This is a genomic window from Aureliella helgolandensis (assembly GCF_007752135.1).
Lineage (GTDB): Bacteria > Planctomycetota > Planctomycetia > Pirellulales > Pirellulaceae > Aureliella > Aureliella helgolandensis.
This window is the reverse complement of sequence record NZ_CP036298.1, coordinates 2,870,197-2,891,415: the sequence shown is the minus strand read 5'-3', so window position 1 is coordinate 2,891,415 and position 21,219 is coordinate 2,870,197. Positions and strand designations below refer to the sequence as shown.

The 21,219-nt window shown below is 55.2% G+C and carries 18 protein-coding genes, 1 tRNA gene and 1 pseudogene; 15 read left to right on the top strand and 5 right to left on the bottom strand.

Translation table 11 applies throughout. The features are described 5' to 3' along the window. The first annotated feature begins 40 nt into the window (after positions 1-40). The 6 genes from Q31a_RS10370 (at position 41) to Q31a_RS10345 (ending at position 6,602) form a co-directional block, all read left to right on the top strand. Positions 41-322, top strand: coding sequence for a hypothetical protein (locus Q31a_RS10370; RefSeq protein ID WP_231691139.1), 282 nt, complete (start codon positions 41-43; stop codon positions 320-322). Positions 323-561: 239 nt separating this feature from the next. Continuing rightward, positions 562-870 (top strand): carbon storage regulator, encoded by a 309-nt coding sequence (locus tag Q31a_RS10365; RefSeq protein ID WP_145077260.1) that lies wholly within the window; start codon positions 562-564, stop codon positions 868-870. Positions 871-1,176: 306 nt separating this feature from the next. Further along, entirely contained in the window at positions 1,177-1,527 is a 351-nt protein-coding gene (locus Q31a_RS10360; RefSeq protein ID WP_391575330.1) for a Dabb family protein, read from the top strand. A gap of 4 nt (positions 1,528-1,531) precedes the next feature. Further along, on the top strand, positions 1,532-2,971 hold the full coding sequence (locus Q31a_RS10355; RefSeq protein WP_145077256.1) for a hypothetical protein: 1,440 nt from the start codon (positions 1,532-1,534) through the stop codon (positions 2,969-2,971). A gap of 194 nt (positions 2,972-3,165) precedes the next feature. Next, entirely contained in the window at positions 3,166-5,202 is a 2,037-nt protein-coding gene (locus Q31a_RS10350) for a DUF1549 and DUF1553 domain-containing protein (RefSeq protein WP_145077254.1), read from the top strand. An 89-nt stretch (positions 5,203-5,291) separates the two neighbouring features. Continuing rightward, a complete protein-coding gene (locus Q31a_RS10345; RefSeq protein ID WP_231691138.1) occupies positions 5,292-6,602 on the top strand; it encodes a DUF1501 domain-containing protein in 1,311 nt (436 codons plus the stop codon). Between the two features lie 15 nt (positions 6,603-6,617). Here Q31a_RS10345 and Q31a_RS10340 read toward each other — a convergent pair whose 3' ends face one another. After that, entirely contained in the window at positions 6,618-7,319 is a 702-nt protein-coding gene (locus Q31a_RS10340; RefSeq protein ID WP_145077252.1) for a DUF2461 domain-containing protein, read from the bottom strand. 114 nt (positions 7,320-7,433) lie between these two features. On the opposite strand from Q31a_RS10340, the gene Q31a_RS10335 reads away from it, so the two are divergent. Beyond that, complete coding sequence (locus Q31a_RS10335) at positions 7,434-9,272, top strand: DUF885 family protein (protein ID WP_197356620.1); 1,839 nt, start codon at positions 7,434-7,436, stop codon at positions 9,270-9,272. 180 nt (positions 9,273-9,452) lie between these two features. Here Q31a_RS10335 and Q31a_RS10330 read toward each other — a convergent pair whose 3' ends face one another. The 3 genes and pseudogenes from Q31a_RS10330 to hisI all read right to left on the bottom strand — a co-directional run. Further along, positions 9,453-9,896 (bottom strand): hypothetical protein, encoded by a 444-nt coding sequence (locus tag Q31a_RS10330; RefSeq protein WP_145077248.1) that lies wholly within the window; start codon positions 9,894-9,896, stop codon positions 9,453-9,455. A 142-nt stretch (positions 9,897-10,038) separates the two neighbouring features. Then, positions 10,039-10,971, bottom strand: coding sequence for a dihydrodipicolinate synthase family protein (locus Q31a_RS10325; RefSeq protein ID WP_145087095.1), 933 nt, complete (start codon positions 10,969-10,971; stop codon positions 10,039-10,041). Between the two features lie 45 nt (positions 10,972-11,016). Beyond that, positions 11,017-11,373 (bottom strand): annotated as a pseudogene (gene hisI / locus Q31a_RS10320) (phosphoribosyl-AMP cyclohydrolase); the annotation flags it as partial. Between the two features lie 571 nt (positions 11,374-11,944). On the opposite strand from hisI, the gene Q31a_RS10315 reads away from it, so the two are divergent. The 5 genes from Q31a_RS10315 to tilS all read left to right on the top strand — a co-directional run bounded on the left by Q31a_RS10315 (position 11,945) and on the right by tilS (position 16,746). Then, positions 11,945-12,018, top strand: a tRNA-Thr gene (locus Q31a_RS10315). A gap of 46 nt (positions 12,019-12,064) precedes the next feature. After that, a complete protein-coding gene (locus tag Q31a_RS10310; RefSeq protein ID WP_145077245.1) occupies positions 12,065-13,390 on the top strand; it encodes a DNA-directed RNA polymerase subunit alpha C-terminal domain-containing protein in 1,326 nt (441 codons plus the stop codon). A gap of 112 nt (positions 13,391-13,502) precedes the next feature. Then, complete coding sequence (tgt, locus tag Q31a_RS10305; RefSeq protein ID WP_145087092.1) at positions 13,503-14,627, top strand: tRNA guanosine(34) transglycosylase Tgt; 1,125 nt, start codon at positions 13,503-13,505, stop codon at positions 14,625-14,627. A 78-nt stretch (positions 14,628-14,705) separates the two neighbouring features. Continuing rightward, positions 14,706-15,662 (top strand): SDR family oxidoreductase, encoded by a 957-nt coding sequence (locus Q31a_RS10300; RefSeq protein ID WP_145077243.1) that lies wholly within the window; start codon positions 14,706-14,708, stop codon positions 15,660-15,662. Positions 15,663-15,672: 10 nt separating this feature from the next. Continuing rightward, positions 15,673-16,746, top strand: coding sequence for a tRNA lysidine(34) synthetase TilS (gene tilS, locus Q31a_RS10295; RefSeq protein ID WP_145077241.1), 1,074 nt, complete (start codon positions 15,673-15,675; stop codon positions 16,744-16,746). Between the two features lie 6 nt (positions 16,747-16,752). Here the strand turns inward: tilS and Q31a_RS10290 are convergent, their stop codons facing one another. Further along, positions 16,753-18,345, bottom strand: a complete 1,593-nt coding sequence (locus tag Q31a_RS10290; RefSeq protein ID WP_145077239.1) for an aldehyde dehydrogenase (NADP(+)) — start codon at positions 18,343-18,345, stop codon at positions 16,753-16,755. A 334-nt stretch (positions 18,346-18,679) separates the two neighbouring features. On the opposite strand from Q31a_RS10290, the gene Q31a_RS10285 reads away from it, so the two are divergent. From Q31a_RS10285 to Q31a_RS10275, 3 genes are all read left to right on the top strand, one after another. After that, entirely contained in the window at positions 18,680-19,447 is a 768-nt protein-coding gene (locus tag Q31a_RS10285; RefSeq protein WP_197356618.1) for a DUF4114 domain-containing protein, read from the top strand. Between the two features lie 105 nt (positions 19,448-19,552). After that, a complete protein-coding gene (locus tag Q31a_RS10280) occupies positions 19,553-19,978 on the top strand; it encodes a TadE family protein (RefSeq protein ID WP_145077235.1) in 426 nt (141 codons plus the stop codon). 40 nt (positions 19,979-20,018) lie between these two features. Continuing rightward, positions 20,019-21,215, top strand: coding sequence for a vWA domain-containing protein (locus Q31a_RS10275; RefSeq protein ID WP_145077233.1), 1,197 nt, complete (start codon positions 20,019-20,021; stop codon positions 21,213-21,215). Positions 21,216-21,219: the final 4 nt, after the last annotated feature.

Below are 21,219 nucleotides of genomic sequence, written 5' to 3'. Positions count from 1 at the left end.
TCCCATTCTGCCTACTTAACCATCAAGGATTGATTGGAAAATGACGGCGTCACAAATTAAAGAGGGTGACAGACTCAAAGCCGTGCGTGAATTCGTGCGAGAGGAACTTTGCGAAAAGAACCAACTTGAAACGGATGCTTTCCAAATGGCCGAACGGGTCTTGGTTCGCAACGGGAAACCTTGTGGGTTTTATTTTTGCATCTATGGGCCACGAAGCGTGCGGTTGACTGCTGTTTGGGACTTCAACAAAGGCTCGATCTTCTTCTACGACTCACTCGGAAGAAGAGCCGCCAATTGCCCGATCGCAGGTCTGGTCGCGTAGAAGTAGAAATTGATAGCGAAAGCTCGATGGCTTTCAAGAGAGCCAGCGTCCGCGCCCGGGAAGCTGGCGGTTGCCGCTAACGTAGCCGACCACGTTAGCCAGCAGCAATTGGTAGGGGAGGGAGGTCGGCGTCCAAACGGTTGGTTGGCGGGATTTTTTGGCCGGTGAGGCAAGGTTGCCCCGAGGCTCCGCGGATCTCATATCATGTTTTACACACTGAGTTCAGGGAGGATACGCACGTGTTGATTTTGTCGCGCCGCGCTGCGGAATGTATCTGTTTGGGGGATGACATCGTGCTTACGATTGTCGCCGTAGGGAACGATAAGGTCCGCATAGGGGTCAAGGCCCCTCCCGGCGTCCGCATCCTCCGCAATGAATTAGAGATCCAAGTTGAGCCCGGGGAGACGCTATTGCCGTTTGCGTCTCCCGGCCAGGCCGAAAAACGCTCCGAGCCCGCAAGCGATGCGACGAGTGCAATGGCCGCCGCCAAAGTCCCTGGTGGTTCCACGCTAAGAGGCTTTATAAATAGTCGTCGCCAAGCGGCCTAGGTCGCACGCGCCTAGGTCGCACGAATCGATCGCTACCAACAAGCTATTTTGCGAACTCCGGTCCAACTCGCGACACGATCAAGTTCGCAAACCAATCCGTGGAATGCCAACAAGTTGCTATACTGAGTCGCACACAAATTGGCTCGGTACCCCCGCTTGATAGCCCCCAACTCACTGCGGACTAATAAGCCGGGAGCTCCCGAATTGCTCCCCACTGATTGGATTGGAATAGAAATGTTTTGTTGCCCATCGATTCGTAAATATGCAGGCCTAGTCGCGATTGTTGCTTTTGCAGGAGCGGTATTGATGGTGACAAGCACGCGGCCGGTGGCCGCCGACAGCAGCGATTCGAAGCATTTGCGGCATGTGGTCATGTTCCAATTCAAGGATGCGTCTTCGGAACAAGACGTTCAGAAGGTAGTAGACGCCTTCCGCGCACTGCCCAAAAAGATTCCAGTCATTGCCGATTTCGAGTTTGGGACCAACAACAGCCCCGAGGGGCTCGAAGACGGTTTCACGCACTGTTTCCTCGTGACGTTTAAAAGTGAAGCGGATCGTGAAGTCTACCTTCCCCACGAGGCCCACCAAGCCTTTGTCGAAGTGCTCAAGCCTCACCTCGAGAAAGTCATGGTGATTGACTATTGGGCTGGCAAGTAGCCCCATGACTCGCCGCGGCATGCTGGATTCCTTCGCACGTAAGCCCAGGCTGTGGTTTTGTCTTGGCTTGATTTGGCTGCTGCCGTTCCACCTCCTGCTCGTCTCCCAGAACGAATGGTTTGGGGAGTTACCCAAGCCGGTCGGGGATGGACTAGACTACGAAAACCTCGCCTTTCATCTTTGGCAAGGAGAGGGGTTTGTCTTTGATTCGTCCGATGTTCAGTGGCGCGCACCCTACGTAGCCAAGGCTGAACTCTACCAACTGCACTTGGACGCCCCTCCTAGGACTCTGGCGGTAACCGGCCGCCCTCCCCTGTTCCCACTACTCATCGCTGGCCTGTACAAGTTCATTGGGCGTGATGCCATGGGACTGGCCGCGGTTCACATGTTGCTCGCGGCTTGCCTAGCGATCAGCGGGGCGCTGGCTGGCTGGGTAACGGCCCGTTTACTATCCCACACCGTTTCGATGCCATTGGTAATGGTGGGAGTTCTTTCCACCTGGGGAATCCACGCAACGAATCGCACTCTCAGGACCTACACCGAGGACTTTCTCACCGAGCCTCTTGCGCTGCTGCTTACCGAACTGTTGGTCGTCGCTGTCGTGGGGCTGTTGGCGCAGCAACCAAGTCCACCCGTGGTCCCCGCCCGCTGCACTACCAACAGCGTGCCCAACGCCACAACCGACCAGGGAGTTCTGAGTGCTTGGAAATGCGTGGGGCGCAGTGCGCTGCTAGGCATCCTGCTGGGCACCATGATTTTAGCCCGTTCCCTGTTTGTTCTCTGGATACCAGGCGTTGCGTTCCTGGTCTACTGCAGCGTGCCTGGAGCAAGGCGCAGGCGGCTCGTCTGCGCTGCGCTGGCCGCCTGCTTTGCCTGCCTGGTTTGCGGCCCATGGTGGATACGCAATATGCTCGTCTTGCACGCGCCGATGCCCTTGGGGACGCAGGGAGCAATTACCCTGGTCGGAGGCTACTGCGACGCGTCTCTCGAAGCCGGCGGAGACTGGCAATTTGCACCGGAGTTACAGCTCCGCACCGCCCTTGCCGCCGATGGCTCGCTGGACAGTGCCGCGAATGAGACTCAGCGTGAAGTAATCGTTGCTCGGGCGGCACGGCGGCAAGTCCACGAGTGGATTGGGAATCACACAGCTGAGCTTCCTGCCCTGGCATGGGCAAGAATTGCAACCCACTGGAACCCCTATTCTGGGCCGAGCCTAGCCTGGAAGCTGGCTGCTCTAGCTGGCGGATGCTGCCTGCTACTCAGACGGGACAGGCTGGCTTGGTGGTTCCTGGGTCTACCAATGCTAAGCACACTGTTGGCAGCAAGCTTGTACACGACAGGCGGTCGCTTTCTCGTTCCTCTCTACGGACTTCTGTTTAGTCTGGCGGGTTATGGACTTTCATGCGGGATATCCCATTGCTTGGGGAAGTTTCCTCGGCGTTAACCCGGGATCAACGTCCGATATAGTTGAGTTAAAGGTTGCGATATGGTAAGCTTCTAGCTTGTGGAGTCTATCGTCTCCAGCTTATCCAAATAGTTTTCGAAGCCCCGTTTTGGTGGGCTCATCGGCCTAGATCTTATCAAAATACATAGCTGTAGCGGCCTGCACCTGCAGCCCGAGCGAAAGGGTGTTGTTCTATGACGACTCCGTGCCACTGTATCGCTCCACGCGTAAAGATCCGCCGCCGAAATGCTGGGGGCATTCACAGCCAGCAACCAGGAGGGTTTGTGTTCCGCTTTCGACGCCTGAATGTCTATTGGTTGTGCTTCTATTGGCTACTTCTACTCGCCACTCCGGCGCTGGCTCAGAAGAAGAAATCCAAGCTACCGAGTCAGCAATTCAAGGGATATGGGTTGCCCGAAGCGGTCAAAAAGGCGCCCCAAAGTTTGCCCGAGGTGGCGCCGGTCGATGAGCAGCGGCGGAGTGAGTGCCGCTCTGTAGCTGCCCGAATCGATGCTTTGGTGGAAGCCAAGCTCAAGCAGGTTGGCATTGCTCCCAACCCCATGGCGGATGACTACACATTTGTTCGCCGCGTGTTCCTGGATACGGTGGGCGCCATTCCAGGATTGCAAGAGACCGTGAACTATGCCAGGAGCTCCGAGCCCGATAAGGCAGAGCTGGTTGTGGACAGCTTGCTAGGGTCCTATCCCTCGGTAAGCCACATGTACAACTACTGGGCCGCCATCCTACGGGTCAAGGATCGTCCCGAAAACAACATTCTGGCCTTCGCCTACCGGGACTGGATTAAAGAGCAACTCCGAAAGAACCGCCCCTATGATGAGTGGGTCTATGAAATGCTCACTGCTGAAGGCAAAGTCTGGGATCAACCCGCAGCCGGTTATGCGCTGCGTGACAATGGCATGCACCTAGTACACGTCGACAATACGATTCGCGTATTCTTGGGAACGCAGATCGGCTGTGCTCAGTGCCACGATCATCCATTCGATCACTGGACGCAAAAGGAATTCTACCAAATGGCCGCATTTACTAGCGGCGTCAAAACCCGGGACGACCGGCACACTCCAGCGTTTGTGAATGGCAATCCAGTACAACGTATCACCGACGAAATGAAGAAGGCAGATCCCACTGCGCGACTTCAGGGAACTTCCAACCTATTGGCGCAGGCCAACCTATTTCGTGTATCGTTCAACCCCAAGGCCAAGTTGAAATTGCCGCAGGATTATCAATACGATGATGGCAAACCCAATCAAACGGTAGATCCCGTCGTCCTGTGGGGAAAGCTCCCACTGGCTTGCAAGGATCAATCCCCTCGCGAACAATACGCTGCGTGGCTTACCGACGCGGAAAATCCCCGCTTTGCAAAGACAATTGCCAATCGGTTGTGGAAGAAGGTCATGGGGGTAGGCTTAATTGAACCGGTAGACGATCTTCGCGACGATTCCCCTTGCCAGAATGAAGAGCTGCTGCAATTCCTCACCGATGAGATGGTTCGCTTGAAATTCAATCAAAAGGAGTTCATCCGAACAATTCTGTACACCAAAACTTACCAGCGCAGCAGTAGTGCGTTCGATCCCTCCGCTGCAGAGTTCTACCACTTTAATGGTCCAAGTCTCCGACGCATGACCGCGGAACAAGTCTGGGACTCGATCTTAACCATTGCCGTCTACAACCCCTACACTTTCCAGTTGCCTGACGCCAAGTCGTTTGCGAGTGTTGCCGAAGTAGACCTTTCTACCGTTTCTGCGAAGCAGATTGAACAGAGTGCAAAAAAGTTTGAAGACAGCTTGGGCCCCAAAGCCCAAGCAAAGCTACTGGGAGTCGCAGCCTACCGCAGGCAGGTGCTGGCACGATCTTCTGAACTCCCCAGCCCCTTACCGGCCGAGCACTTTATCCGCCAATTCGGCCAGTGTGATCGCGAGACCATCGAAGGTGACAGTACCGATCCAACCGTCCCGCAAATCCTAACCATGTTTAACGGTCCTTTCACCCATATGATGCTTGAGGAAGGTTCCGTCATCCATGACAACCTGCAACGAGTCCACGGCCGTCGCGATGCACTCAGAGTGATGTTTTTATCGATCCTCAATCGGGAACCTACCAAACGGGATCAAGATTACGCGCTGCGTGAGATGGCGCGGGGCGATGCGGCCATGGGGTACGGGAATGTCGTTTGGGCATTGATCAACACGCGTGAATTCTTGTTCGTGCAGTAAGCCGATCCGGAACGTCCCGCAGTGAACGCAGCGTAAGTACGGTGCAGCAAGTCTGTGACAGAACCTCTTTGTGCAAAATGGATTTCGAGATGAAACGTTCAAGAGCATGCGCCAACAACAATGATGCAGACATGTCCCGACGTAGATTTTTGGCGACGACCCAAGGCTTGTTGGGGGTCACCTGCGCCGGTGGGCTAGGGCTGGGAGGATTTGCTCGCTCAGCTGCCTCCGAGACGGGTGGGCAGACCAGTGGTGCGGCCAAGCACGTTATCTATCTCTACATGAACGGGGCCATGAGCCACCTCGACACCTTCGATCCTAAAGTGGGCACGGATGCACAAGGTGAAACCACCACTACCAAAACGCGATTGGCAGGCGTCGAATTCTCCGACAAGCTCCCCAAGCTGGCCTACCTCATGAATGGCATGGCGCTCATCCGCTCCATGACCACAGAAACCGGGGCGCACGAGCAGGGCTGCTACCAGATGCGCACCAGCTATAAACCTCTCAATTCGATTCGGCATCCCGGCATGGGCGCATGGGCCAATCACGTTCACGGAAAACTCGGCACGAGTCTACCTGGAAATGTGCTCATCGGCGCAGCGGCAGAGCATCCACGAGCTGGCTTCCTCCCCGCCTCTCTCGCACCAGTTCCCGTAAACAATCCCAAGACGGGCTTGCAGAACACGGCCAGCCCAGATTACTTGGCGGACGATCAATTTCGCCGACGCATGTCACTGGCCAATCAATTTGACCTCAAGTTCAGAACCCAGTACAAGAGCCACCTGATTGAAGCGTACGACCAGACCTATCGCGAGGCGGTGCGTCTAATGGGTTCGTCAGAGCTGAAAGCCTTTGACATCAAGGAAGAAAAGGAAGAAGTACGCGAGTTTTACGGCAACAACTCGCTGGGGCAGGGCTGCCTGCTGGCTCGTCGATTGGTTGAGCGTGGAGTGCGGTTTGTCGAGGTGCAATATGGAGGTTGGGACCACCACAACGACATCTACGATGCCCTTCCCGCCATGGTCACCAATCTCGACAATGCCCTTGGTGCACTTTTGAGAGATTTGGCCAACCGTGGGATGCTGGGAGAAGTCCTGGTCGTTCTTGCAACTGAATTTGGTAGATCGCCGACGATTAACGAGAATGCCGGTCGAGATCACCACCCAGGTGCGTTTTCAGCCCTGCTCTGCGGAGCTGGGATTCGTGGTGGTACGGTGTATGGCAAATCCGACGAGCGCGGGCACTCGGTGGAGGAAGATGCCGTGTACCCCGAAGACTTAAACGCCACAATCGCCGCTACCATGGGCTTGCCACTGGACGAAGAGTTCATTGCTCCCAACGGTCGCCCCTTCAAGATTTGCAACAATGGGACTCCCATTGCCCAAATCCTCCGTTAGCCGCCGCTGCTCCAATCAATAGGGATGCCCCAGCGCTTCAGCCAGGAACAGCATCAGAGGTTGTGCGTCTCGCACGCGCTGTGTGAGCGTCTTGATGAGCTCAGGCCCCTGGATCACTTGGCGACTCAGCGGCGCCATTGCAATGAAGCTCTTCAGTCGCAGGTCTTCGATCTGAGGGTGCGATCTGTCGATGCCTCGGGGAGCCGTTTTCAATCGGTCATCGTGCAATTCAAAGGTCTCGCGAAACCGTTTGCCGCGCCGCATGCGTGTCCACGCGGCTTCATCTTGCAGAATGCGCTCTCGAATTAGGCTGAGCGACGCTGAATCGGGACGCCAGATGCCAGCACCCATGAAGCAACCATCGGGGGCGATGTGCAAGTAGACACCGGGAGAATGCACATCCTTGCCGAGTTGATGGCGAAAATGGATGCCAATATTGGTTTTGTACGGTGTCTTGTCTTTGGAAAAACGCGTGTCCTTGTAGATCCTCATTAGCGAGCCCCCCATCTTCTTGGGCTCGGCTTTTAACAGGGGCGCCACGCGTTGCAACGGTTTCTCCATGGCTGCGATGAACTTCAGTGAGGGAGCAAGAAAACTCTGCTCATAGCGGGCTTTGTTGAGTGAAAACCATTCCCGAGTGTTGTTCGCTCCCAAATCGGCGAGAAAATCGATTGTGTCGCACGGAAAACCAGTAAACGGTAAGGCATCGGAAGGCATAGCAATTCTCGGGGATCAGGCTGCAGCGATGGAGTGACGGACTTACAATGGGAGATGCTAGAGGTCTTCCCTTGCCTCCTGACGCGATCTTGCCACATGAATAAGGTTTACTCAATGCTACCGATGACCTCTGCCAAGCGTTTTTGTCCGCGACTGCTGCACACCCTAATGATTGGTGCGGCATTTTCCTGGGGCGCGGCCGGGCACGGGGAGGGCGCGCGTACGTGCGGTCAAACCATCCAGGAAACCTCCGTCGCGCTGGACACGATCCTTCCCCCTGAAAATGAAGAGACGCTCCAACGCTGGGTTGAGCGGTGCTCAGCCGACCTTAAAACACTCGACAAACGCTATCGCACTCCACTGGATCCCGTAGCTCGAACGCTACGCCGCGAAGTCATGGAGCAATGGCAGCAACGACTCGCGGAACGGGAATTTAGCAGCCTGGATCGTGCCAGCCAGATCGACTACCTACTGCTACGTAGCGAGCTGGAGTATCGGTTGAAAATGCTGGAGCTGAACGGCGTGCGAGATGAGGCTGCCGCCGCCCTGCTGCCCTACGCCGATGCAATCGTCCGCTACTGCACAGCACGCGAGGACGTCCAGGTCATCGAGGCCAGTGAAGTTGCCGCAGAACTCGACCAGGCAGCTCAAATCGCTGAGCACGCAGCCGATCAGGTTGCCAAGCTGGATGTGCTCGACCAGAGTGAGCAGGCGATTCAACAGCGTCTGGCAGCATTGCGGGCGAGTGAATTGATTGAATCGTTGACGCGCGAGATTCGCCAGGCGCACCAGTTTTACGACGGTTACAACCCCGAGTATTCCTGGTGGGCAAAACAGCCGGTTGCCCGCCTATTGACGGCGGTGGAACGCCATCGCATCGCCTTGCGTGAAAAGGTGGTGGGGGTACCCGATGCGGACAAGGAAACGATTATTGGGCTGCCCATTGGACGAGAGGGGCTGCGAGTGGAACTGGACCATGAATGGATTGCACATGATCCCGCGGAACTGATTGAACTTGCGCATCGCGAGATGGCTTGGTGCGACCAACAAATGGCGAAAGCTTCAGCCGAGCTGGGTTGCGGCGACGATTGGCGGGCGGCGATGGACATCGTCAAAAGCAAGCATGTCCGCCCAGGGGAACAACCCAAGATGATCCACGATCTTGCGTGGGAAGCGATCCGCTTTCTCGAATCTCATGACTTAATCACGGTGCCACCACTGGCTGCCAACGGTTGGCGGATGCTGATGATGAGTCCGGAACGCCAACGTGTGAATCCCTATTTCTTAGGTGGTGACTCCATCATCGTCTCGTTTCCCACCGACACGATGACTCAGGAAGAGAAATTGATGAGCATGCGGAGCAACAATGAACATTTTTCGCGTGCCACCGTCCACCATGAACTAATTCCTGGACATCATTTGCAATATCATATGCTTGCCCGGTATCGTCCGTATCGCGAAATGTTTGCGACTCCCTTCTGGATGGAGGGCTGGGCCCTGTACTGGGAGATGTACCTATGGGACCTTGATTTTGCGCACGGCCCTGAGGATCGCGTGGGCATGCTGTTCTGGCGCAAGCATCGCTGCGCACGGATTATCTTCTCCTTGAGCTACCACTTGGGAGAGATGACTCCCGAGGAATGCGTCGACTATCTGGTCGAGCGGGTGGGGCATGAAAGGTCGGCGGCTGTAGCGGAAGTGCGTCGCTCGATTATGGGAGGTTACAGCCCGCTCTACCAAGCCGCTTACATGCTCGGTGGCTTGCAACTACGGCGCATGCACGCTGAGTTCGTCCAAAGTGGTGAGATGTCCAATCGCCAGTTTCACGATGCCATCATGCAACAGCACTCCATGCCCATAGAAACACTGCGGTTGGCCCTCAGCGATTCCCCGCTTTCTCTCGAATCAGGCAGCACTTGGAAATTCGCTGTTGAGGACGCGCCGCCCGAGTGAAAATTGGCTGGCGGACTTCCCTTCCGCTGCCTCCAGCAGTGCAGCCATCTCAACAATGCATCTTTAAAAAGAAAGACCGCATCTCCTTCGCCCAAGAAGATGCGGTCTAGTGAAACGTCTTTTACAACGCTCACGGTCAAGTTGCTGTAGGGTCCACATCAGTCCGTGACAGACACAGCACTAGTGATTGGAGTTTGCCTCCGCTCCAAAAGAGATGACACCTATCCTACCATGCTTGAGCAGCCAGTCACCATTTTGTTGGCGGTTTTTAATCTGCGCGAATACACGCAGCGTGGAATCCTGAAGCTTTCCACCCTCAAATTCGAAGCTTGAAATTTGCCCCGCAAAGGCCTGTCCATCGACGGTGAACTGGACAGGAGTTCCAATGAGCTCGCTGGCTACAACCTGCTGGCCCTCAAGTTCGAAAGCAAGCAACAATCGGCTGTGGGGGTCGACTTCAGTGAGCCTCGCATTATTTTCCGCAACTGAAAGGGCAGGATCGTAGGTCGCTGCAGGGATCGCCGCAGGGGAATTAACCGCTTTGGCGTTGATTGCGAAAGGCAGTTCAGCAGCGTGACTGTTCAAGCATAGAGTGAATGCGAAGCAGAGCGCTAAAAACTTCATGATGCAGTTCCAAGTGGGTAATATTTTTTAAGCCATTTGAAACATACGTTAACTTCGCTCGGGAGGAGTCCATTTTTTTGAGAAATTTCCTCTGAAGCCATTCGCGCTGAAAATGCAGGCTGTAGCGATTGCGATGGTCAACTTAGAGAGCCTCCAGAATACTCGCAACTCGCTGGCGTTCTGGCTCCAAGAAATGGTTGAACGGCTCTGCCATGAAGTCGCTACATATGCCGCGTACTGAAAGCGCACACTTGGTAGCTTTGATAAACCGACTCGCATACTTGCCGACGTCGTAGATGGCCTGCAAGCGTTCGATGCGATCTTGCAGCTCGCGCATCGCTTCGATGTCCTTGCGCTCGGCAGCGGCGAAAATCTGTGTAAAGGTCGCAGGGAAAATATTAGCACCGCCATTGACCCCTCCATCCCCGCCCAACATTACCGCCTGCGCCGTAAGGTGTTCTGGACCGATCAAAATGGACCAATCTGGGCGCAAGACTTTCAACGGAAGCAATTGCTTGAAGTATTCAAGGTCCCCCCCACTGTCTTTGACTCCGATGATGTTTTTGTGTGTGGAGAGCGTTTTGAGCGTCTCAATCTCAAACTGCACCTTCGTCATGCTCGGCATGTTGTAGAGCATGATTGGCAGGGGCGACTCTTCGGCAAGGTGTTCCACATACTGAATAAGCTCAGTCTGTCCCGCGGGGAAATAGTAGGGCGTGGAGAGCACGACCGCAGTAGCCCCCGCTTCAGCTGCTACTCGGGCAACATTCATCGATTCAACAAAAGAAGTGTCGGTGATGCCCACCAACACCGGAACCCTGCCCGCTACCAATCGGCAGGTCGATGCAATCATCTCGCGACGCAAGCGATAGCTAAGGCTTGGTGCTTCGCCGGTTGTCCCCAGAATAAAAACTCCCTGCACTCCCCCGGCAATGACATGCTCAAGCAAGCGTTCCAGACCGGCTTGGTCTAGCTCGTCGCGACCGAGCAGCGGAGTGACCAGAGGCGGAACGATGCCGCGGATCCAAGGTTGATTCCGCGGGGTTGTCGTCTCAGCATTAGGAGAGTCTTTCATCGTGGCGTGCTCGCTTGGGTGGGAGTAAATTTCGGAGGGTTCTTTGAGCCGTGTTTCGCAAATTTGGGCAGAACCATTGCTGGCGATCTTTCGGAAAAAGCAACTTTCGAACCCCTCATGGCAGGCGGCTCCAACCTGATCGACTTTGAGGAGGATTGTATCTGCATCGCAATCGACACGAATCTCCCGCACGGTTTGCACATGCCCGCTTTCCTCCCCTTTTCGCCAAAGTTTGCCCCGACTACGGCTGAAATACACCGCCTTGCCGGTGGCCAACGTCTCCTCCCAAGCAGCTTGATTCATCCAGGCCAACATCAGGACCTGTCCGGTTTCATGATGCTGGGCGATGGCGGGTAGTAATCCGTCGCCACGCGAAAAGTCGGGAATCGAGGGAGCTTCCATGGCAAACAATCGCTCGCTAATCAAGTATCAATTTCTAAGGATTCGTATTCGACGGCCCACATCGCCGGCTCCAGAAAGCCAGTAACAAGAGTGCATGCTCTACAGCCGGGGCAAACCTAGGAAGCGCAGCGAGTCGTCGAGGGCCTGCAATTCATGCAATTGACGATCGGGCCAATCCCTCCACCGTCGAACACTGCACCGTCAAATCATCCGCACCATTCATCATCCGCACTTATAATATCTACAAACGTCGCGTGGGCCACGGGAGGACCGCAATCGCCTCCCTGGGGGGGTGCACAGCAATGGAAAAGTCGCGGCCCTGGGAGCCTAAGGAAAAAAAGTCGCAATTTTTTTTGCTTTACCAAATTTTTTTGGCAATTTTTTCTAGCCCTAAATGCGCCGGGAGCTTCAAAAAGCGTTGTAAAATCGATCTATCCGTTAGATCTTCCCACCCACCGGTGGCAATTCACGCTGGTGGCAATGAATGCAAATTCGAATCCTATTGACCAAACCAACTGGGGACTGTTTAATTTTGGCACCCCTAAGTGACCGCTCACCTACGGTTTAAGTCGCCAGCGTAGCTTCAATCGGCAGAGCACCGCATTCGTAATGCGGGGGTTGCGGGTTCGACTCCCGCCGCTGGCTCTTCGATATCTAAATTCACAGCAGTAGACCTAGGAGTCATTGCAGGATGACGGAAGCGCCGGTGCTAGATGTTAAGGATATGGTCGTATCCAACCAATCCTTCGGCCCCAACGAGATCAAACAGATCTGCAAAACCATATCCGAGGATTACAGCCAACTTGGCGTTCTTCGCGATGCGGTAGGCGAGCTTGCGCAAGTAACCGAGCGCAGTCCAGCCCAAGCGGTTCGTTTAGGGGTCAGTCAGTATTTAGTTGGAAAATTCAGTGAAGCTCGCGAGACGCTTTCGCATGCCGATGGTGGCGCCCTGGCGCTTTACTATCTGGCCAAAACCAACTTCCAACTCGATCATTACGAAGAAGCCTTGAAATTCTTCGACTCGGCCAAGATGGCTGGCTACGACGCGGATCAATGTCAAATTGCCTCGGCGGAAGTACTGAGATACCTCAGCCGACTGCAAGATGCGATGGACATCCTCGATAATATCTTTGGCCCTGCGGAGCAGACTGCAGAGTACAACTACCAGCGGGGTGCAACGGTCGCCGTACGCGACGGACACTTCGACGAAGTCTTGCGACTCTACAATCGAGCTTTGCAATACGACGACCACCACCCGGGTGCGTTATTCGGACTAGCCAGCGAGAACGATCGCAAGGGGAACGATGAAGAGGCATTGATGCTCTATGAGCGTGCCGCCTCTTGCTTCCCAGCTCACATCGGCACCCTGATCAATCTTGGCATTATCTACGAAGATCGCAACGATTTTTCGAAAGCCCAAGCCTGCTACAAACGCGTGCTGGACGTGTTCCCAGACCACCCTCGTGCACGGTTGTACATGAAGGATGCTTCCGCATCTGGCAACGTCCACTTCGACGAAGATGCTGCACGTCAGACAGAGCGTTTGAGCCAGTTGCTCAGTATCTCAGTCAACGATTTCGAGCTGTCGGTGCGAAGCCGCAATTGCCTGCAGAAAATGGGCGTCGAGACGCTTGGCGACTTGGTGCGAACCAGCGAGCAGCAACTGCTCTCTAGCAAGAATTTCGGGGAAACCAGTCTGGTTGAGATCCGCGAAATGCTGTCGTCTAAGGGCTTGTCGCTCGGACAGCTCGCAGACCAACAACGGGAACCGGATCCACCGTTGGACACCTCCGGCATGACGCCCGACCAACAGGCCGTCTTGGATCGTCCGATTTCAGACCTTAATCTCTCGGTACGAGCCCGAAAATGTATGGTTCGCTTGGGTATCAACACCATTTCGGAGTTGATTCGCAAGACGGGAGATGACCTGCTAGAGTCGAAGAACTTTGGGGTCACCAGCCTGAACGAAGTTCGCGAGAAGCTCGAAGGCATGGAGCTCAAGCTTCGCGGCGATTGATACTTGCGAGAATTCAGAGCTCGGATTGAATCCATTAAAGCGTTTCCGTTTCACGGGAACGCTTTATTTTTTACAGCAGTTTTCGATACGCAAGGCTCAGGGAGAGTTCGCTTTGGCTGAGGACTTTGGCTTCAATCTACAAGGTAGCGATCCCCACTCTTCTGCTCGATTTGGTGAACTCCATACTCCACGCGGGACGGTAGAGACTCCTGTCTTCATGCCCGTCGGCACATTGGGAACCGTCAAAGGCTTGACCGTCGATCAGGTAAAGACGACCGGGGCATCCCTCATTCTCGGGAATACCTACCACTTGGCGCTGCGCCCCGGTAGCGAGCGCGTTGAACGGTTGGGCGGTCTGCATGAGTTCATGGGCTGGGATGGTCCCATCTTGACTGATAGCGGTGGCTTTCAGATCTTCAGCCTATCGCAATGCGCCAAGATCACTGAGCAAGGAGCCACCTTTCAGTCGCATATCGATGGGCGAAAACTCGAGCTAACTCCTGAAGAGTCGATACGCATCCAGGAGCGATTGGGAAGCGATATTGCGATGGTCCTCGACCACGTCGTGGCCCTGCCTGCCGAACGCGAGGTTGTTCGTGATGCCATGCAGCGTTCCACGCGATGGGCCAGCCGCTGCTTGGAAGTTGCCAGCCGACAGCAGCAGGCAAAATTTGCCATCGTGCAAGGCGGCCTGGATGTAGAACTACGCCAAGAAAGTGCGCAAGGACTCACGCAGCTACCTTTCGACGGCTACGCAGTAGGCGGGCTGAGTGTCGGAGAGCCGCCACCAGAGATGTACCGCATGATTGCTGCCACCACCCCCTTCTTGCCTGCCGACAAACCTCGGTATCTGATGGGCGTTGGACGGCCTATTGATCTGCTAGAAGGAATCGCACGCGGTATCGACATGTTTGACTGCGTAATGCCCACGCGTAACGGACGCAATGCACTAGCCTTTACTTGGCAGGGCACCTTGCGCATGCGAAATGCCAAGCACGCCGATGATCGACGGCCCATCGATGAAACTTGCCCCTGCTTAGCCTGCCGTCATAGCCGGGCCTACTTGCGGCACCTGTTCATTGCTGGCGAAATGCTCGGTCCCATCCTGCTGACACACCACAATTTAACCTTCTACCAACAGCTCATGTCGGCAGCTCGCAAGCATATCGCTGCGGGAAGCTTCGGCGAATGGCTCCCCACCCAACGCGGTGTAATCGATTCCATCAGCCAATCGTGAGGCCGCTCGGCGCTGGCAAGCACGCAACCAACTCTTACCTATTACTCTCTTTCTGATGCAGCATAGATTGGAAATCCCATGGCAAAAGTACTAGTCACCGGAGGTGCTGGGTTTATTGCATCGCACATCACCACTGCAGTCGTCGAACGCGGCGATCAGGTGCGCGTGCTGGACAACCTTTGCACTGGATTCAAACACAACTTGGCACACGTTTGGGATGACATCGAGTTTGTGGAGGGGGATATTTGCGACGAGGCGGCAGTCTCGAAAGCCATGCAAGGCGTAGAACTCGTCTTCCATCAGGCCGCCCTAGCTTCAGTACCGCTCAGTATCGAGAAGCCGCTTGAAGTGCATCAAGCGTGCGCAACCGGGACACTCAATGTGCTCAACCAGGCGGTTAAAGCGGGGGTACGACGCGTCGTCTATGCAGCGAGTAGCAGCGCTTACGGTGACCGTCCCTTCACAGCCAAACGGGAGTCCGATCTCCCCCAAGTCTTAAGCCCCTATGCGGCCGCAAAGCTGGCAGGCGAACTGTATTGCCAAGCCTTCTACCACAGCTTTGGTCTCGAAACGGTTGGCTTGCGTTATTTCAATGTCTTCGGACCACGCCAGGATCCTGCCAGCCCCTATTCGGCCGTCATCCCACTATTCGTAACGGCCATCCTGAGTGGCAAACCGCCAACGATCTACGGTGACGGAGGCCAATCACGCGATTTCATTTACGTTGGAAACGTCGTCCAAGGCAACCTGCTAGCCGCCGAGTCAGCCGGAGCGGCCGGACAGGTCATCAACATGGCGGAGGGGCGACAAACTAGCTTGCTTCAGCTGCTGGAACATCTATCTAACTTGCTGGGTAAGAAGGTTACACCAGATTTCCAACCCGCGCGCGTTGGCGACGTGCGCGAGAGCTTGGCCGACATCACCTTGGCGCGCAGCCTGCTCGGATTTGAGCCCCAAACGAACTTGGAAACAGGCTTGCGGCAAACCATCGACTACTACCGGCAACTGTCCGAAGCCAAATTGGGGAAAGCTTAGGTCGGATGGCATGGAACAGCATGCGCTAGAAGCATCAATCCAAGCTCTTTGGCCCGTCCCACGTTGGCAGCACACGCGACTGCTGCTTGCGATCAGCGGAGGTGCCGATAGCGTGGCTCTAGTGCGCGCGATGGTCCGCCTGGCTCCGAACCTTGAACTGCTCGATGTCGCGCACTTCAACCATTGCTGGCGCGGTGAAGAGAGCGATCAAGATGCGGAGTTTGTGCGTCGACTCGCACAGAGCCTGGGTTTACGTTGTTACGTGGCTCGAGCAGATTCCTACCGCGACCTGCAGGGCCCCGAAACGTCAGCAGCCAAGGCAAAACGGTCCGAAGAGCAGGCCCGAAACATGCGATACGCCTTCCTAACGGATGTAGCCTACCGCGTGGGAGCCCGCTACGTATTGACCGCACATACAGCTTCGGATCGTATTGAAACGCTGTTGCACAATCTGTTCCGCGGGAGCGGACTGGCCGGTTTGGCCACTCCCTCGCTCCACCGAAACTTGGATCGCGAACTTGTCCTCACTCGTCCACTATTGAGCAGTACCCGCGAAGAGGTGGAGGACTATTTGAACTGCATGAAGCAGGACTACCGCCAAGACTCGAGCAATGCAGATGAGGGCTACCGTCGCAACTTTATCCGCCAGAGCTTGCTCCCCCTCCTCCGTGAGCAGTATGGACCTTCGGTGGATGCCAAACTGCTTTCATTCGGAGAAATCGCTGAGCAGACCCAAAACACGCTTGGGCAGTATGCGTCCGAATACCTAACCGCTGCAGAAGCCATGGCACGCACCGCCGAGCGATACGGGGGATTGCCAAAGCTTACTCGCGACTTCTTTGCCTTCCCCACTGCCACACAGCTACAAACTCCTTGGCCGGTGGTACATCAAGCACTCAAGTTTGTTTGGCTTGACCGCCGCTGGCCATTGCAAGCGATGAATCGATTGCAATGGGAGCAAGTCCAAGCCTACCACTCGGCGACCACTGCAGACGGCCACATTGGCAATCTCCCATCGGATCTCCGCATCGAGAGGAGATCCGAGTGGATCCTGATTGGCAAGCAGGACGCAGGTTGGCATTGAGGGCCGCTAGCTTACATCTGCGACCGTCCAATTCAGATCGATACTGCGCCACGTTTTTCCCGTTGGGTTTTTGTCCCGCAGCAATGCAGGCAGACGGTCTTCACGCACTGCATCGTAGCAAGTCAACTTGGCGAACCGAAACAAGCTGGCTGGAATACCTACAGCGGTGAAGCCAGGGTGTCCCGTCGCTGGAAATGGGCCACCGTGATTCATTGCCGGGCTGACCGCGACCCCAGTAGGCATTTTATCATTGAGCAGCCGCCCCACGCGACGCGCCAGCTTCGGAGCAACCAATTGATAGCTAGCGGCATCGGTTGCGTCGCTGGAGGAGTAGATACAGCCGGTCAAATTGCCCTCCAGGGCATCGACGACCTTTCCTATTTCTTCAACGCTATCGGCGACGACTGCCAGCGAAGCATTCCCAAACGCCTCTGTTTGGAAGATCTCTGGATCGCGCAAAAAGTCTTTCGCAGAAACGCGCAGGAGCGAGTTGGAAACGCTGCACTGATTCTCCACAGGCCGCCCACCACATAGCAATGTTGCTCCAGCGTTGGTCAAGGTTTGTACTGCGTTGACGAGCGCTTCTTTAACCCCACTGGAAAGGAGTGTTCCGGGCTGGGCATCGACAAACTTCTGGCGAGTTCCCTCGAGAAACTCTTCGGTTGCGGTGCCGGCTTGAAGAATGAGCAAGCCAGGATTGGTGCAGAACTGCCCCGTTCCCATCAGGACGCTGGTCGTGAATTCGCTAACCAGGTCTGCTCCTCGCTCGGCTAAGACGCCTGGCATCAGCACTACAGGATTCACGCTCGACAACTCCAGGTAGATGGGCTTGCCTGCCTGATCGGCGGCAGCCTTGAGCGTCAACCCAGCTTTGCGGCTACCGGTATAACCGATCGCGGCAACGCGGTGATCGGCGACCAGCCGCGCCCCATCGGCGTGCGATAGGCGGTAGATCATCTGCACGGTTGCGGGGTGCAAGCCGGATGCCAAAACCGCTTGCAGTGCAAGTTCAGCGAGTTTCTTCGTGATCCCAGGGTGCGATGTATTGGCTTTGGCAATTACGGGATTCCCGGCGGCGATGGCCGCGGCAAAATCGCCCCCAGCAGCACTATTAAATGCGAAAGGGAAATTATTAGGGCCAAAGACGCAAACCGGACCAATCGGTTCATAACAGGACCGAATATTGGCTTTGGTATCGATCGTCGCCTGTGCCCAGGAGCCGTTGCGGGCTGCGGTCGCAGCCTGCCGCAGCTGATTGCTGGTACGAGGAATTTCAACAGCAGCTAAGCGGGGAGCCACCGGCAACGCAGTTTCGAGGCTAGCCGCAGCCGCCAATTCTTCGTTATTTGCATCGATCAAATCAGCAAAAGCTTCGAGAAACCCTGCAATTTCAGCTGGGGTCGAACGCTGCAAGTGCTCCGCAGCTTCGGCCGCAGCATCCAAGAGAGTCTCACAGTCATCCCAGCTACTCACCGGGTACTGCTGCGGCAGCTGTTCGCCAGTAGCAGGATTGGACGACTGGAACGAACGAACTGCTGCGGATGCAGTCCATGCTCCAGCCACGAGAATTTTTTCAGTTTGGGGGGTGGTTGTGGGCATGCGGCGGCTCCAGGGGATATAGGGCTGGGAAATATTGAGTGCGCAATGTTCTAAGACGAAGGGTTCTAAGACAAAGGCGTACGGGACGAACCGATAGGCAGGGCATTGTAACTTAGGAGTCCACTTCTTCGAAGCCGCGACAGGCTTCTGAAACCGAGTCGTTCCCTGAACTTCCCCAAAAAACGGATTCCCACAGCGCCTCCCTCGAAAAGTTGACCTAGGCTTTCGATAAGGGACCTTCTAGCTGATTTAAGCATGCATCTCCCTGATGGTGATACTTCCACGTTCACCGCTTGACACACGCCTTTGAATGTCCCTCGGAGAAATGCTTGCCATGACTAGACTTTTGAGCTCAGTCCTTGCCCTGATTGTTTTGGCCGCATCACACGCAACCGTCACCCATGCACAAGTGGTGGCGGAGCCACAGTCCAATGCGCGCCCCTTCGGCTTGCCAATCCACGGCCCCGTTTTTAAGTTGAAGTCCGATCAACGATCGACCAGCTTTTATAACAATGAGATGCGAGTCTTTCAGGAAATTGTCGAAGACAAACTCGCCGAGAGCGCTCGATTCTCCGGACGCGAGGGCTTCAAACTCGATCCAGCCCGCCTTTACCTGCGAACGGTGGCTGATGAATCCATTCGGGTCTACTTTCTGGCAGAGGGTGCAGGCTATCACAACTCCTTGGGCTTCTCTTGGATCCCAGCCGGATCCGACGCGTCGATTGCAGGTGTGCCGAAAGTCCTGATCTTCCCGGATGCTTCAGCCCGTTCTGGATCAACGAGAACCAGCTCAGAACCGCTCAAGGCAGGAGACTTCATCGACCTTGGCTTTGGTGATAATGGAATTCAGCTCGACTTCTTCTTGATCTCCAATGGAGCCAATGGCGGTCAGCAGTGGTTGTGGAACGATTACCGGCGAAATCCCGACGGTTTGCAACACATGGTAGCTTTCATGATTCCAGACAGTCGGTTCATTTTGCTCGGCTTCGAAGACATTATCGGCGGCGGTGACTTGGACTACAACGACTCCCTGTTTGTCGTAGACATTGGCGAAGAAAATGCTGAGAACCTCCTTGAGATCCAAAGCAGTCTGCCTCACTAGCGCGCTGCATCAGTTCCGAGGAATTCCTCGTTAGCACGTTCCACTGAGAACGTAACAACTCACGATCCCTTCCATTCACCTGCAGTGTTGCGAACAGTTTCTAACATGCGTTTACAGCGGCGGAATCCTCGAAAATCACAGCGACGCGGTGCGGCCATCGTCGAGATGGCGCTCATCCTACCGGTCTTTGTGGTTCTAACATTTGGCTCCATCGAGGTGTGTCAGCGTCTGTATACCAAGAACTCAGCTGTCATCGCTGCCTACGAAGCATGTCGCGTGGCTACGCGGCCCAACAGCGATACCGAAATAGTCCGTCAGCAATGCACAACCTTGCTGGAGCAGCAGAGCGTAGCTGGTGCGAGTATCCAAATCAGAAATATTACCAAGGGTAGAGACAATCTCGACGAGATCGAAACAGGCGATGAAATTCGTGTCCGCCTGACAATCCCTTGGTCCGACAATACCGTTTCGCGCTACGTTGTCGGTGATCAAGGAACATTTCGTGTTCAAGCCTTTATGCTGCGAGAGTAGACGTTCGTCCTATCCATTTCCTTACCTACAGAGCGTGATAATGATTAAGCAATCGCCTCTTGCAGACGCTCCCGTGCGTCACGTGGCAAGAAGAGAACCGCACGCCGACCGTGCTGGTACCATCATGGTGCTCTCTGCAGTAATGATGGTCATGATGTGTTGCATCGCCGCGCTATGCATTAATGTGGCGTACATGGAGCTAACCCGCAGCGAAATGCGACTGGCTACTGACGCGGCCAGCAAGGCGGCTTCGATCACCTTGGGGCAAACCGGTGACCAAGACCTGGCCCAAGCAGAGGGGCTGCGTATATCGAGTCTCCATCTGGTAGCTGGGCAACAGTTGACCCTCGATTCAGCTGCCATGCGATTTGGTCACGCGTCTCCGCGAGATAGCGGAAGTTACAATTTCCAAGAGGGCGTGACGCCCTTCAACGCGGTTCAAGTCAATGGCTCCTTCGAAAATAGAACCGGTGGCACGACCCCCTTGCTGGCCATGTCAGGCTTTCTCGGACAAAGCTCCTTTGGGATGGAACTGTCTTCGATTGCCGCTCGCATCGACAATGACATTTGCTTGGTGATTGACCGCTCCGGATCGATGGCGTGGGACTTAACCAATGATCCCTATTCCTACCCGGGGGACCTACACGGCAAATCCATCATCCAAAACTACTTTGTCCCTCCACATGCCACCGACAGTCGCTGGGCAGCAATTCAAGCATCGATCAGCCAGTTCTTGAGTATCCTCGAAAGCAGCACCTATCAACCCCGCGTTGCCTTGGTCTCCTATTCCAGCAACTTCGCGTTTGGCGATTTCCAATCAAGCGTTTCCAGTCTGGACCAAGCCCTCACCCCGAACTTCGACTTGATCCGCAGCCAATTGTCATTGATTGGCAGCAAGCCAACGATTGGCAACACCAACATTGCCGCGGGTCTTCGCGATGGAATTAACAGCCTCTCGTCGACGAGCCATAGTCGCCCCAACGCGTCGCACAACATCGTGCTGATGACCGACGGGATCATGACTCAAGGCGACGATCCCGTCGTCCTGGCAGCTCAAGCACTCACCCAAAACATCAAAGTGCATACCGTTACCTTTAGTGCCCAAGCGGACCAAGCACTAATGGCTGAGGTTGCATTGGCCGGTGGTGGCAAGCACTACCATGCCCCGAATGCGGAGACGCTGAGTGAAATTTTCATTGAGCTGGCCGAAACACTACCGGCCATGCTGATTCAGTAGACGG